The 13,225-nt window shown below is 63.6% G+C and carries 15 protein-coding genes; 8 read left to right on the top strand and 7 right to left on the bottom strand.

Annotation, left to right across the window (positions count from 1 at the left end; translation table 11 throughout):
- Positions 1 to 16: 16 nt before the first annotated feature.
- Both ABWK72_RS16275 and ABWK72_RS16270 read right to left on the bottom strand, forming a co-directional pair.
- Complete coding sequence (locus tag ABWK72_RS16275) at positions 17 to 412, bottom strand: hypothetical protein (RefSeq protein WP_367870626.1); 396 nt, start codon at positions 410 to 412, stop codon at positions 17 to 19.
- 117 nt (positions 413 to 529) lie between these two features.
- Positions 530 to 877 (bottom strand): P-II family nitrogen regulator, encoded by a 348-nt coding sequence (locus tag ABWK72_RS16270; protein ID WP_035610395.1) that lies wholly within the window; start codon positions 875 to 877, stop codon positions 530 to 532.
- Between the two features lie 252 nt (positions 878 to 1,129).
- Here ABWK72_RS16270 and ABWK72_RS16265 point away from each other — a divergent pair, with 252 nt between their 5' ends.
- From ABWK72_RS16265 to ABWK72_RS16255, 3 genes are all read left to right on the top strand, one after another.
- Positions 1,130 to 1,498 carry a hypothetical protein gene (locus ABWK72_RS16265; protein WP_367870625.1) on the top strand — a complete coding sequence of 123 codons (369 nt, stop codon included), beginning with the start codon at positions 1,130 to 1,132 and terminating at the stop codon, positions 1,496 to 1,498.
- 109 nt (positions 1,499 to 1,607) lie between these two features.
- Positions 1,608 to 2,057: an azurin gene (azu, locus tag ABWK72_RS16260; protein WP_367870624.1), complete on the top strand. Its 450-nt coding sequence runs from the start codon at positions 1,608 to 1,610 to the stop codon at positions 2,055 to 2,057.
- Between the two features lie 343 nt (positions 2,058 to 2,400).
- Positions 2,401 to 3,867, top strand: coding sequence for an IS4 family transposase (locus tag ABWK72_RS16255; protein ID WP_367870623.1), 1,467 nt, complete (start codon positions 2,401 to 2,403; stop codon positions 3,865 to 3,867).
- A gap of 70 nt (positions 3,868 to 3,937) precedes the next feature.
- Here ABWK72_RS16255 and ABWK72_RS16250 read toward each other — a convergent pair whose 3' ends face one another.
- The 5 genes from ABWK72_RS16250 to prfB form a co-directional block, all read right to left on the bottom strand.
- Entirely contained in the window at positions 3,938 to 4,804 is an 867-nt protein-coding gene (locus ABWK72_RS16250) for a protein-disulfide reductase DsbD domain-containing protein (RefSeq protein WP_367870622.1), read from the bottom strand.
- A gap of 133 nt (positions 4,805 to 4,937) precedes the next feature.
- Positions 4,938 to 5,873 carry a GNAT family N-acetyltransferase gene (locus ABWK72_RS16245; protein ID WP_367870621.1) on the bottom strand — a complete coding sequence of 312 codons (936 nt, stop codon included), beginning with the start codon at positions 5,871 to 5,873 and terminating at the stop codon, positions 4,938 to 4,940.
- A 204-nt stretch (positions 5,874 to 6,077) separates the two neighbouring features.
- A complete protein-coding gene (locus tag ABWK72_RS16240; protein ID WP_367870620.1) occupies positions 6,078 to 6,881 on the bottom strand; it encodes a 1-acyl-sn-glycerol-3-phosphate acyltransferase in 804 nt (267 codons plus the stop codon).
- A gap of 31 nt (positions 6,882 to 6,912) precedes the next feature.
- A complete protein-coding gene (gene mscL, locus ABWK72_RS16235) occupies positions 6,913 to 7,314 on the bottom strand; it encodes a large conductance mechanosensitive channel protein MscL (RefSeq protein WP_367870619.1) in 402 nt (133 codons plus the stop codon).
- 237 nt (positions 7,315 to 7,551) lie between these two features.
- Positions 7,552 to 8,695, bottom strand: a protein-coding gene (prfB, locus tag ABWK72_RS16230) for a peptide chain release factor 2 (RefSeq protein WP_367870618.1) whose coding sequence is annotated in 2 segments (ribosomal slippage) — positions 7,552 to 8,616 and positions 8,618 to 8,695 — 1,143 coding nt in all. Because the reading frame shifts where the segments join, the coding sequence is not laid out codon by codon here.
- Positions 8,696 to 8,895: 200 nt separating this feature from the next.
- Here prfB and ABWK72_RS16225 point away from each other — a divergent pair.
- The 5 genes from ABWK72_RS16225 (at position 8,896) to ABWK72_RS16205 (ending at position 13,216) form a co-directional block, all read left to right on the top strand.
- Positions 8,896 to 9,312 (top strand): hypothetical protein, encoded by a 417-nt coding sequence (locus tag ABWK72_RS16225; RefSeq protein WP_367870617.1) that lies wholly within the window; start codon positions 8,896 to 8,898, stop codon positions 9,310 to 9,312.
- Positions 9,313 to 9,435: 123 nt separating this feature from the next.
- A complete protein-coding gene (locus ABWK72_RS16220; protein WP_367870616.1) occupies positions 9,436 to 10,056 on the top strand; it encodes a hypothetical protein in 621 nt (206 codons plus the stop codon).
- Positions 10,057 to 10,068: 12 nt separating this feature from the next.
- Positions 10,069 to 10,407 (top strand): heavy-metal-associated domain-containing protein, encoded by a 339-nt coding sequence (locus tag ABWK72_RS16215; protein ID WP_367870615.1) that lies wholly within the window; start codon positions 10,069 to 10,071, stop codon positions 10,405 to 10,407.
- A gap of 156 nt (positions 10,408 to 10,563) precedes the next feature.
- Complete coding sequence (locus ABWK72_RS16210) at positions 10,564 to 10,839, top strand: metal-sensitive transcriptional regulator (RefSeq protein WP_367870614.1); 276 nt, start codon at positions 10,564 to 10,566, stop codon at positions 10,837 to 10,839.
- A gap of 163 nt (positions 10,840 to 11,002) precedes the next feature.
- Positions 11,003 to 13,216: a copper-translocating P-type ATPase gene (locus ABWK72_RS16205; RefSeq protein WP_367870613.1), complete on the top strand. Its 2,214-nt coding sequence runs from the start codon at positions 11,003 to 11,005 to the stop codon at positions 13,214 to 13,216.
- Positions 13,217 to 13,225: the final 9 nt, after the last annotated feature.

Below are 13,225 nucleotides of genomic sequence, written 5' to 3'. Positions count from 1 at the left end.
CCAGCGGGCCGCGACCCTATTTTACGAGCTTCTTGAAGCGGTAGGCAACCTTGCTGCCGGGCTTCAGCGGTTCCGTGCGTTCCCCACGACGGAAGGGCGTCCAGGTCATTTCTCCGTCCACGATATCTACCACCATGGTCATGAAGGAATCGCCGCCGCCATCGTCGACCAGGAGAAGCTGCAGGCCGTCTTCAGTCTTCGCGTAGTACCAGGAGCACAAGGCGGTCTGGCCTGCCATGCGGACGTTTCCATCCGCTTGGAAATGCATAACGTGCTTGGTCGGATCCTCCTTTTCCTTTCCCTCGACGAAGCTGGGCTGCCAAGAGCCGATGAGGTCAGAGCGCTTTACATCCGCGGCAAAGGAGGCACTCGCCATTAGGCAGGCGGTGATGAGCGGGTGATGGATTTTCATGATGGGAAGCGAGGACTGACGGCTCATGGACGGCAAGATTTTTACCCAGCCACATAAAAAACAAAAAACCCGGCTCCCCTTGGGGGGAAGCCGGGTGATAGAGACGAAAAAAGATTCTCAGTTCACGGCGACCGCGGACGAACCGGTTTCGCCGGTGCGGATGCGGATCGCTTCCTCGATGGTCGAGATGAAGACCTTGCCGTCACCGATCTTGCCGGTGTTCGCGCTCTTGACGATGGCCTCCGCCACGGAGCCCGCCTGCGCGTCATCCACAACGATCTCGATCTTCACTTTTGGCAGGAAATCCACCGTGTATTCGGAGCCGCGATAGATCTCCGTGTGACCTTTTTGGCGGCCGAAACCTTTAACTTCCGTGACAGTCATGCCCTGCACGCCGACTTCGGCCAAGGCTTCCTTCACTTCCTCCAACTTGAATGGTTTGATGATCGCTTCGATTTTCTTCATGGTGCGGCGGATTGGTCAGAGACAGTTGAGCAAGCCCCATGCCAAAAGCGGCCGGGATGTTTTTAAAACTCCCTGAAGCTAGTCATAAAAGGCATTCTTGGCGAGTGCAAAACCGGTCAGTATGAAGACTTTCCGTCGAAGTGGCGGGAGTTTGCCCAGCCGCCGGGAAATTCCATCGCGGCTCCGCGTTTTCCCTTTCACGACCTTTTCGGAGGCACTAACAGCTAGTCCCGGAACCCGGGTCCCGAGTTCATGATGACTCCTCCGAATCATCACAGGCGGACGCTTCCGCAGTTCGGTTTGCTGCGCATCCTGGCTTGGCTTTCGCCGGGATTCGGAGCCGCGGCACTGATGGCCGTGCTGCGGGACTCCCGCACACCCCTCCACTGCCCCGCCTTGAGCATGCGCACATGGATCGCGGGCGCTGCCGTCGTGCTGCTGGCCGTGGTTTTCGGGTGGATTGATTCGATCCTCACGCCGGCGAGTCACCGGATCGCCGGTCGCTCGCCGCGGCGGCTTGGATTCTGGATCGGATTCTTCTGTTTGTTCCAATTGCTGGTTTCGCCGCTGGTTTTCGTTTTAATGGTGGTGGTCGCCGGATCTGCCGGAATCCGTATTTGAGGGGGCGGCGGGGTCTCCAGAAGAAGGCGATTGGAAAAAAAGCCACCGTTTGCACTGTTGCTCCGGGCTGAAAGATCCGTCACTTTCCGGGCGTACCACAGCGATTCCAATGAAGAAACTGATTCTGACCCTTACCGCCGCTTGCCTCGTCTCGCCTCTCCTGGCCCAGGAGAAGAAGCTGGAACTGACGGGCAACGACCAGATGCAGTTCAACACCAAGACCCTCGAAGTTACCGCGGGTGAAAAGGTGACCCTGAGCTTCAAGCATATCGGCCAGCTCCAGAAGGTCGCGATGGGCCACAACGTGGTGATCCTGAAGGCCGGAACCCCGATCCCGCCTTTCGCCACCAAAGCGATGACGGCGGCTGCGAACGACTACATCCCGGTCGATGAGGAGTCCAAGAAGCTGATCGTGGCCCACACCAAGGTGCTGGGCGGCGGCGAGTCGCAGACGATCACCTTCACGGCCCCGGCTGAAGCGGGCGACTATCCCTACCTCTGCACCTTCCCCGGCCACTTCGCGCTCATGCAGGGCGTGCTGAAGGTGAAGGCGAAGTAAGCAAGCCGCGGATCCCGAAGGATTTTTCCAATCCCTGTCCCGCCTTGTGGCGGGCGGGGATTTTTGTTGGGGCGATGGCTTGTAGCGGCGTAGCCGCCTTGGAGTGCGGAGACTCGTCACCGCTTTTCTATCCGCAGGCTTGCCGAGGACGAAGCACCGGCGATCCACCCTTCGCTTGAAACACGGGCGACACGCAATCGGGCGGCTTCACACCCCGTGCTTCGGACGCTCGACAAGTCTCGCTAAGAAAGGCGGTGACAAGTCCTGCCCGTTACCCACAACTTTTCGAGGTCGGTACTTAAATCGCGCTGGTACTAAACGACTGTTTACATCAGCTTCGCGGATGGACCTCGATTCTTCCGACCTCAATCCTCCCGACCCGCAAGCCGCCCTCTCCTGGGCTGGAACCGAATTTGCAACCTTGGATTGCGGCGACCCTCGCCGCAGCCGACGCTTTGTGCGTGTGGCCTCCGACTTCGCACGAAATCCCACCGCCCCGGTTCCCGCCGCTTGCGGCGACTGGTCCGGCACCAAGGCCTGCTACCGGCTCTTCGACCAGCCCGAGGTCAACTGCGGGGCGATCCTCGCCGCCCACCGCGCCGCGATGCTGGATCGGCTGCGGGCTGGGGACGAGGGAACCGCGCTGCTGGTCTTGCAGGACACCACCGCGCTCAATTACGACAACCATCGTAGCAAGGAAGGCCTGGGCCCCACCGCCGGCCATGGCAAGGATCGCTCCCCCGGCCTTTTCGTCCACGGCCAGCTCGTGGTCGGCACGGACGGCGCGGTCCACGGCCTCGCCTCGGCCCTTGTCTACGCCCGGCAACCCCGCGGTGCCGGCGAGCCCGCCGGCAAGCGCAACCGCCAGCCCTTGGAAGAAAAGGAAAGCCACCGCTGGGTCGGCGGCTGGCACGAGGCGCAGCGGCTGTGGGAAGACCTCGGCGGCACGCGCGCGGTGCTGTCGGTCGCCGACCGCGAGGCCGACATCTACGAACTGCTCGCCGCCTGCCAGCAAACCCGCGCGCAACGCGGCGGCGGAGCCGGATTGCTGGTGCGCAGCCAGCACGACCGCAAGCTTGAGGACGGCGGCACGCCGTTGTGGCAGACCCCCGCCGCGCTGCCGGTGACGGCCACCCTCGTGGTCGACCTGCCGCGGGGAAAGCAAGGGCTCAAGGCGCGCAAGGCCACCCTCGCGGTGCGGGCCGGGCGGGTCCGTCTGGCGGTGCCCGCCCACAAGAAGAAATACCTCGGGCTGTCGGAAAGCTTGGAACTGTGGGCGCTGGAAGTCCGGGAGATCGACCCGCCGCCGGGCGTGGAGCCGGTGTGCTGGCAGTTGCTGACGACCGAACCCGTCGCGGACGCCGGCGACGCCGCGCGGCTGGTCGGCTGGTATGCCCTGCGCTGGCGGATCGAGGACTTCCACCGCGTGCTCAAGACCGGCTGCCGGGTGGAAAGCCGGCAGGTGCGCGCGGCGGAGAAGCTCAAGGCCTTCATCGCGCTGGACATGGTCGTAGCGGTGCACCTGCTGTCCCTGGTTTGGCAGGCGCGGATCAGCCCGGGGCTCCCGGTGGAAGGCTGGCTGGAGCGCGACGAATGGGAGGTGCTCCCGGTGCACGCGGCGGGCGGCGGGCCGCCGCCGGAACGGCCGCCGGCGACCGGCGAAGCGGTGCGGATGATCGCGAGGCTGGGCGGATTCCTTGGCAGGAAGAGCGACGGGGAACCCGGCCCCGAAGTGCTGTGGCGGGGCCTCGCAAAGCTGCGGACCCTCGCGCAGGCGTGGCGAGTCTTTAAAATGAAAAGTTGTGGGTAACGGGCAGGACAAGTCTCCGCACTCCAGGGCCGCTGCGCGGCTTTTTTGGACCTTGTCCGGACTCCCGGGATCACTTCCCGCACTCGCATTCCGCTGCTGCTGCGGTTGCTTCGATGGTCCCGCCGCTTTGGATCGCGGCGCGGAGGGGACCGTCCTTCCATAGCGGCGTCTTGGAAATCAGGACTCCCGGCAGTGCCTTCTTCCCCTTCGGGCCGTAGGGTGCCCGCGGGGCGATAATCTCAAGGATCTTACCGTCCTTGATTTCGACCTTTTGCCCGGGTGCCGATGAAATCTGGCCGTCGCAGGAAAAGAAATAGGGCTCCGCGAGGACTTGGGCCAGGTCGTCCGCCGGCGTCAGGCGCAGGCGGATTTCCGGCGCGTCCACCTCCGACAGCACTTCCACTTTCCAGTGCTCCAGCGGCTGGGGGAGCTCGGCCCGCGCTGTGGCAAAAGCTTCTGCCGCCACAGGGTCCGGCGTGGTTTCGGAGGCGATCGGCAGGGTGAGCGACAGGTCTTTCTTCCCCGGATAGCAGCCGTCCGCACAGGCCATCCAAGAGGCGGCGGCCTTCAGGTCCACCCGCGAGGCGGAAACGCTGGCAGGCGGGGTGATCTCCACCATCAGCAGCACGTCCCGCTCGAAGCCGTGGACCGGATGAATCGCCATCATGCTCTTCTCCGGGTAGGGCCACTGGATCGGCCCGGCGGCGAAGCCTTCGGGCAATTGCCAGTCGATCTTCACCGGCACGCCGGCGATCCCGGGATTCCGCCAGTAGGTGTGGAAGCCCGGGTGATGGTGGATCTTCAGCCCGACCGTGAATTTCTTACCCGGCGCGATGGCGGCGCTTTCCGAGAGCAGCGTGACATCGACGCCCTTGGTCGCAGCGGGCTCCGCAAGCGCGGAAACCAACGTGAGTAGCAGGGCAAGCAAGGGCTTCATGGCTGGCCCATGAACGTCGCGGCGGGAGTAAAAGTTCCAAGTAAAAAGGACCAAGTGCCAAAAAGGCAAAAACAGAAGTTCAAAGGGCTGTTCCTTGGAACTTGATCCTTCTTACTTGGAACTTCGCGAAGCCTTACGCCACTTGCGGCATCGCGGCCCGCATGAAGGATTGGTAGCCGGCCTCGCCCATGTAGCGGGCGAGCACGGTCGCGGGGGCCTGGCGGAGATCGACCAGCACCAGCGCGTCCAGCACGTCGGAGAAGTCCGGGTCCACGTTGAATTCCAGCAGGGTGGCATTCAGCTTCAGGTACTGGCGCAGTAGCACCGGCACTCCCTTGTGATCGGGCTCGGCGGCGGCTACGGCGGCGGAAACTTCCTCGATCGATTGCAGGCAGGGGCTGATGTCCGCGCCTTCCGGCAGGCCGCCGTAGGGGTGGAGAGGCCGGATCCAACGCGAGATCGCCGGATCCTGGCGGCGGTCGCGCAGGAAGCGGACGATCAGGTCCATCGAGGTCGCCGTGTAGTCGGAGGAAATGCTCACCGGCCCGAAGAGCCGCGCGTATCGCGGACGCTCCGCCACGAAGCGCCCGATCCCGCGCCACAGCAGGCCGAGCGGGTGGATCGATCGCTGGTACTCCGGGATCACGAAGGAGCGCCCGAGTTCGAGCGCCGGCCTCAGGTAGTCCAGGAAGGGCTGCTCGAATTGGAACAGGGTGGAAGTGTAGAGCGCGTCCGGACCGCCGGCGGCGAGCAGCACGTCGGTGCAGCCAAGCCGGTAGCCGCCGACGACGCAGCCGGCCTCGCGGTCCCAGAGGAAGAGCTGCAGGTAGCTGGCGTCGAAGCGGTCGAGATCGATCTCCTTGCCGGTGCCCTCGCCGACGGCGCGGAAGGTAATCTCGCGGAGCCGGCCGATTTCGTGGAGGATCGCGGGAATCTCCCACGCGGCGGCGAGGAAGACGTCGAGCTTCCCTTGCGCGGCGAGAGGGCCGCGGCGCTGGAGGTTCGCGATCTCGGCGTGTACTTCGGCCCGGTCGGCCGGGCCGCTCACAGGTTGGAAAGTCGGGTTCATGGCTGAATCACTTTCGAGCATGGCTCCGATCGCCCCATTCTCCGAATCGAAGAAACAATGTAGTTCATCGGCGGGATCGATGGAGAGCATGCTGCCGGGAATCCGCCGTAGGACGCCACAATGGGCGCTCCCGATCGATCCTCCTTGGTCGACATTCTCGTCACATGAAGGAGATGAGGAGGGCGGCGACAAATCGCGAAGCCGCTATTCCATCGCTAGGGTCTTCCTTCTCAAAAGCGCCGCCGCCTCCTGCGCGCCCATGCCCGCCAGATCGCCGCGCGCCACCCTGGCAGCGCGGCAGTGAACCGTTTCCCCCCGCGTGCACAGCAGCACGCGCGGCAGGAGGGCGGTGCGGACCAGCGGATGGATGCCGCCCGCCAGATGAAACCACCACGGGGCCTTGCCGGAGAATTTCACGGTTACCAATTCCGCCCCGCTTTTGAGCGCCAGCGCGGCCACGTGCGGTGACCAAGAGCCCTCCTCGACCGCACTGCCCCGCCAGCTCGCGACCTCGCCGGAGGGGAAAACCGCGAGCAGGCCGCCGTGCCGCAGATGCTCCAGGGTGCGCCGCAGCGATGGGGCATTCTTCCGCGCCGAGCCCTCGCCGCCGAGGATCGAGAGCGGGATCATGAGCTTGCCCGGGCCGGGAACCCGCGCAGCCATTTCATTGGCCAGCATCAGCGTGTCCGGCCGCCGCGCCGCGCAGAGGGTGCCGAGCGCCAGCGCATCCGCCCCGCCGAAGGGATGATTCGCCATCACCACCACCGGGCCGCTTGCCGGGATCGCTTCCGCGAAGTCCCGCCCGGCCGCCGTCAGTCCGAAGCCACGGAGGGCCGCCGCAAACGGCTCGGCATCCGTCTCGGCAGCCTCGCGGAAAATCACCCGCACCCGGGTGAGACCGAGAAGGTCCTCCAGACCGCGTCGCGCGGAGTCGCGCCAGCCCTCGCCCTCCAGGAAGGGCAGCGCTTCACGCACGTCGAAAGGCAAGGGCACCGGGTCCGGCGGCATGCAGGGCACTCCACCGGACCGGCGGAAAGGATCAAGCCTTTCCCTGTTGTGCTTTGAGCAGGTCGCGGATTTCCGTAAGCAGCTTCACATCTTCCGGAGTCGCGGCGGCTGCCGCAGCGGCCGGGGCTTCGAAACGCTTTTTGGCGGTCGTGTAAGCCTTCACGACAATGAAGAGAGCGAAGCCGACGATCAGCAGGCTGATCAATGAATTGATCAAGGGTCCGATATCCACCTTGCCGATATAGACTGCCCCCACCTCCGTGGAAGGCGTGAAGGCGGTGATGGTTTTGATGAGCACCGCGGTAAACTCGGTGATCACTTTGCCGAAGGCTGCGGCGATGATGACCGCCACGGCCAGATCGAGCATGTTGCCCTTGAGGATGAAGTCTCTGAATTCTTTTAACATGGCGACTGTAGGGATTTGCGCTCCCATCAAAGCACGCCGTCTAACACCCTGCAACCTTCATTCACCAAAGCTTCCCGGGCATTGTCCGGGGCCGGATAGTCGCGACCGCTGAAGCTTGTGCAGCGCCGGTGAAAATGGACCGGGATGGAGAGGATGAATGGGATAAAGGCAGAAAGACGTGGACCTGCGGATGATGGCAGGTGGAAGGGATGTCTTAAATCCTACCCATCCCATTCATCCCCGGTCCTCTTGCCTTTCAGGTCCTTAATCGTCGTCGTCGTTGCTACCGCCCTTGACCCGCACCTTGCCGCGCAACTTGGCCTCGATGAAGTTGCCGATGTCGCCGTCCATCACGTCCTGGATGTTGCCGCTTTCCTCGCCGGTCCGGAGGTCCAGCACCTTCTGATAGGGTTGGAAGACATAGGAGCGGATCTGGTTGCCCCAGGCGACGTCGCCCTTCTCGCCATAGGCCCGATCGGACTCGGCGCGGCGCTTGTCTTCCTCGATCTGGAAGAGTTTCGCGCGGAGGATTTCGAAAGCCAGTTCCTTGTTCGCGCCCTGAGAGCGCGCGTTGGTGGAGCGGATCAGGATGCCGGTCGGGAAGTGGCGTAGCAGCACGCCAGTCTCGACCTTGTTCACGTTCTGGCCGCCCTTGCCGCCGGAGCGCATGGTGGTGATTTCCCAGTCCTTCTCGTTGATCTCGATCTTGATCTCGTCGTTGATCTCCGGCGTCGCATCCATCGAAGCGAAGGAAGTGTGGCGCTTGCCCGCGGAGTCGAAGGGCGAGATCCGCACCAGGCGGTGGACGCCGCGCTCGTTCTTCAGGTAGCCGTAGGCGTACTCGCCGGTGACCTTGACCGTGGCGCTGCGCAGCCCGGCTTGATCGCCGTCTTCCCAGTCGAGCGTCTCGCAGGTGAAGCCCTGGCGTTCCGCCCAGCGGGTGTACATGCGCAGGAGCATCTGGGCCCAATCGCAGGCTTCGGTGCCGCCCGCGCCGGCCTGGATCACGATGAAGCAGGAGGAGGCGTCGTTCGGCCGGTCGAGCAGGGTCAGCAGTTCGAAGGAGCGGATGTCCTTGTCGAGCTCGTCCGCGGCCTTGACCGCTTCCGCGGCGGCATCGTTGTCGTCGAATTCCTTCGCCAGCTCGATGCCCGCCATCAGGTCGGCATAGCGGCCGTTGAGCTTCTCGAAGGAGCTCATCTTCTTCTTCATCGAGGAGATCCGCGTATTGGTCGCGCGGGCCTTCTCCTGATTGTTCCAGAAATTCGGGTCGCCCATGGCGGCCTCGAGGGAGCCGATTTCCCGTTGCAGGGTCGGTACGTCAAAGATACCTCCCGAGCTGGGTCAGACGGCTCTTCAGAGCGTCCGTATCCAGCGTCAAGAGGTCGGCGGTTTGCGGTTCGGCCATAATCGTGAGGCGGGAAGGTGCGGGTGTCAGCGGGGCGAGTCAAGAGGATGGAAGGGGTTAAAAAAAAGAACATCGAACATCGAACGCCCAACATCGAACGTCGAATCAAAGGCATTCCTCCGCACAACGCTTGCCGATCCCCCCACTGACTCGTTTAGAAATTAGTGCTTAGTAATTAGTAATTTCCTGCTCCTGCGCGCTTGATTCCTCTCGCCCGCCCGCTATTGATGGAATGCCTTGAGGCCTTCCGCCTCTTAGATACGGTGTCTCGCTTCGCTTCCATCTTCACCTGCCTGCTGGCCCTTCTGGTCGCCAGCCCGCTGTGCTGTTGTGCGGCGGCGAAGACGATCGTGGCGGAGGAGTCCTGCTGCTGTTCCGGCGGCGGGAAAGAAAAGAAGCACGATGCCTGCGCCTGCCCGACGCAGGAGCCGCGGGAAACTCCCGATGTGGTCCTGCCGCCGCATCAGGACCTGACGCTTTCCACAGAAGCCGCCGGTTTCTGGATGCCGGTCGTGCTGGAGTCGGATTTGGACCTGCGCCCGGAGTGGGTGCCGTCCATCCCCTGGCATGCGCCGCCCTCGCAGCGGCGTGCCCTCCTGGTCAGCAGGACCCTGTGAGAAACGCGGCGCGGCATCTTGCATGCCGCCGCCCGATAGCCGTGTGCGGACCCCCGATTCATTCAAGGGAGAACCGTCGCGCGGAAATCGATCCTTCGTTTCCCACACGTGTTCCCATGACCCATGAAATCCATTGCGATGCTTTTGCTCGGCACCCTCGGTGCCGCCGCCCATCCCGTTTCCTTTGAAGGTGCCTGGCAGATCATGCTCGGCTCCACCGATGCCGTCCAGAATCTCGAAGCCTACCACTCGTATTCCTCGCAAGCCGCCTTCGGCTTCCACGCCATGCGCTTCGAGGACGAGCGCGACGACGATCTCTACACCGGCCTCCAGCACAACTGGCTGCTCAAGCGCTGGAACATGCCGGAGGCCCAGGCGAATATCTACGTCGGCCTCGGTGCCGGCGTGGCCAAGCAGGATGGCGACTCCGCCACGCCCGCGGGCCTCGGCTTCTTCCGCGCCGACTACGAAACACGCCGCATCTACACCGCCTTCGAGACGAAGCTGATCGGCTCCGAGGACGTCTCGCGCGGCGTCACCAGCCTGTCCTTCGGCGTCGCCCCGTACAAGGCGGATTTCGAGCACCTCAACACCTGGCTCATCCTCCAGCTCGAACATGTGAGCGGCATGGAGGACGACCTCGATATCATCCCGAAGGTCCGCTTCTTCAAGGGACCCTATTTCCTCGAACTCGGCTGCTCGCTCGATGGCGATCCAGTGGTGAACTTCATGATCCATTTCTAACAAATCACTCCAATGAACCATTCCATCATCCTCAGCATCATCGGGGCCTGGCTCTTCGTTTCCAGCTCCGCCCAAGCCGCCACCGCGCGCGTCATGACCGTCAAGACCACCGTCGACGGCATGGTCTGCTCCTTCTGCGCCCAAGGCCTCGTCGCGCACTTCAAGAAGCACCCGTCCGTCTCGAACGTCCATGTCGACCTCGATCGGAAGCTCGTCATCCTGGAGGAGAAGAAAGGCTCCACCATCAAGGACGAGGAGATCACCGAGTTCATCAAGAAGTCGGGCTTCGAGCCGAAGAAGGTCGAGCGTGTCACGGACTCCTTCGAGACCGTGAAGAAGGCGAAGAAGTAGCGCCGCTCTCCAGAGCCGCGAACGGGACAGGGTAAAATCGAAGGAAAGTCGTTCGATTCTCCTTGGGGGGTGAGCATGAGCAATCGCGGCTCGGAGAGCCGCGCTACTTCGAAAAAAGCATTTGCGAATATACCAATACCCCCTATTGGTATATTCATGGAACGCAGTTGCCACGAAAGCGCGCCCCTTCTCGGGCGGGTGAACCGCATCGCCGGTCAGGTCCAGGGGATTGGCCGGATGATCACGGAGAACCGGGAATGCCCGGACATTCTTCACACCATCTCCGCCATCCACGCCGCCTTGCGCGGTCTGGAATCGAAGCTCTTGGAAGACCACGTCCGCCATTGCGTGACCGAGGCCGCCGCCGATGCCACCCAGCTTGACCGCCGCATGGAAGAGCTGATCGCCCTCTACAAGCGCCGCTTGGCCTAAACTGCAGCAGCCACCTACCATGCACTCTTGCCACGATCATCCCGCGCCGGAAGCGAAGGCTTCCTGCTGCACTCCTGCCCAGGGCGTTAAGCCTTCCTGCTGCGGAGGAGAGCATCACGCCCATCACGAAACCTCCGCCAAGCCGGGGCAATTCATCTGTCCCATGTGTCCGGATGTCATCTCGGACCAGCCGGGAGATTGCCCGAAGTGCGGCATGCCCTTGGAGCAAGTGCCCCCCGACATCTTCGCCCCCGCGGTCTATACCTGCCCCATGCATCCGGAGGTTCAGCAGGACCACCCGGGAGATTGTCCGAAGTGCGGCATGCCGCTCGAGCCGATGGCCGCATCCAGCGCCGGAGACGAGCACGCCCGCCGTGAGATCCGGGACCTGTCGCGGAAGTTCTGGATCGGGCTGGCGCTGACCCTGCCGGTCTTTCTCCTCGCGATGCTACCGATGATCCCGGGCGTCTCGCTGCAGGGTATCGTCCCGGAGACCACCTCGAAGTGGATCGAGTTCCTGCTCGCCACGCCGGTCGTGTTCTGGGCCGGCGGCATCTTCTTCGCGAAGGGCTGGCGTTCGTTGAAAGGGTGGAACCTTAACATGTTCACCCTGATCGCCATGGGTGTCGGGGCGGCCTACTTCTACAGTGCCGCCGCCGTGCTCTTGCCCGGCATCTTCCCCGCTTCATTCCGGCATCACGGCGAGGTGGGCCTCTACTTCGAGGCTGCCGCCGTGATCACCGTGCTCGTGCTGCTCGGCCAGCTGCTGGAGGCAAAGGCGCGCAGCCGCACCGGACAAGCCATCCAGGCATTGCTCGGCCTCGCGGCCAAGACCGCCACCCGCATCAAGGCGGACGGCAGCGAGGAACAAGTGGGAATCGACCGCTTGCAAGTCGGGGATCGTCTGAGGGTGAGACCCGGCGAACGAATTCCGGTCGATGGCATGATCGGGGAAGGTTCGAGCCATGTGGACGAATCTATGATCACCGGCGAACCGCTGGCGGTGAAAAAGGAAGCGGGCGATGTGGTGACCGGTGCCACCATTAACCAGACCGGTGCCTTCGTGATGACCGCGGCCCGGGTCGGGGCGGATACCCTGCTCGCGCAGATCATCCGCATGGTGGGGGATGCCCAGCGCAGCCGCGCCCCGATCCAGAAGGTGGCGGACACCGTGGCGGGCTACTTCGTTCCCGCCGTGGTGGCCGCGGCCATCATCACCTTCATCGTATGGTCGGTCTGGGGCCCGGAGCCTGCCATGGCGCTCGGACTCATCAATGCCGTGGCCGTCCTGATCATCGCCTGTCCCTGTGCCCTCGGGCTCGCGACTCCGGTCTCGATCATGGTCGGGGTTGGCCGCGCCGCGCAGGAGGGAATCCTGGTGAAGGACGCCGGAGCGATCGAGACCACCGAGAAAATCGATACGCTCGTGATGGACAAGACCGGGACCCTGACCGCGGGTAAGCCGGTGGTGACCGGCTTCACCGTCGCGACGGGCCGCGATGAGTCCGGGGTCCGTTCGTCCGCGGCCGCTTTGGAGGGCAATAGCGAGCATCCCTTGGCCAAGGCCATCGTTGCCCACGCGGGCGAATCGACCTCCCCGCAACCGCTGCTGAGCGGCTTCGAATCCATCACCGGGGGCGGAGTCTCCGGCACCATCGCGGGGCAGGTATGGCTCGCCGGCAAGCTCGGCTTCCTGCAAGCGCAGGGAGTAGTCGTCCCCGACGCTCTTGCGAAGGCCGCGGACACCTACCAGCAGGAAGTCCGGACCATGGTCTGGATCGCCGCCGGGAAGGAGGCCGTCGCCATCTATGCCATCTCCGATCCGATCAAGGAATCGACCCCGGCAGCGGTCGCGGCCCTCCACAAGCTTGGCATCCGCCTCGTCATGGCCACCGGCGACAATGAATTCACCGCACGTGCCATCGGCCGGGAACTCGGGATCGATGAGATTCACGCCGGGCTCTCCCCGCAGGACAAGATCGAGCTCGTCCGGAAACTCAAGGCGCAGGGTCGCCGCGTTGCCATGGCCGGCGATGGTGTCAATGACGCTCCCGCGCTTGCCGAAGCCGATGTCGGGATCGCAATGGGCACCGGCACCGATGTCGCCATCGAGAGCGCCAGCCTGACCCTCGTGAAAGGCGATCTCTCCGGCATCGCGAAGGCCATCGCCGCGAGCAAGGCGGTGATGCGGAACATCCGCCAGAATCTCTTCTTCGCCTTCATCTACAATATCGCGGGAATCCCGATCGCCGCGGGGATTCTCTACCCCGTCACCGGCACGCTCCTGAGTCCCATGATCGCCGGTGCCGCCATGTCCCTTTCTTCCGTCTCGGTCATCACGAATGCGCTGCGCCTGCGGAAGCTGAAGCTGGCTTGACCGAATCAT

The organism is Luteolibacter sp. Populi, from assembly GCF_040801775.1.
GTDB lineage: Bacteria > Verrucomicrobiota > Verrucomicrobiia > Verrucomicrobiales > Akkermansiaceae > Haloferula.
Note: the sequence above shows the minus strand (reverse complement) of the source record. Positions and strands in the feature narration are given on the sequence as shown.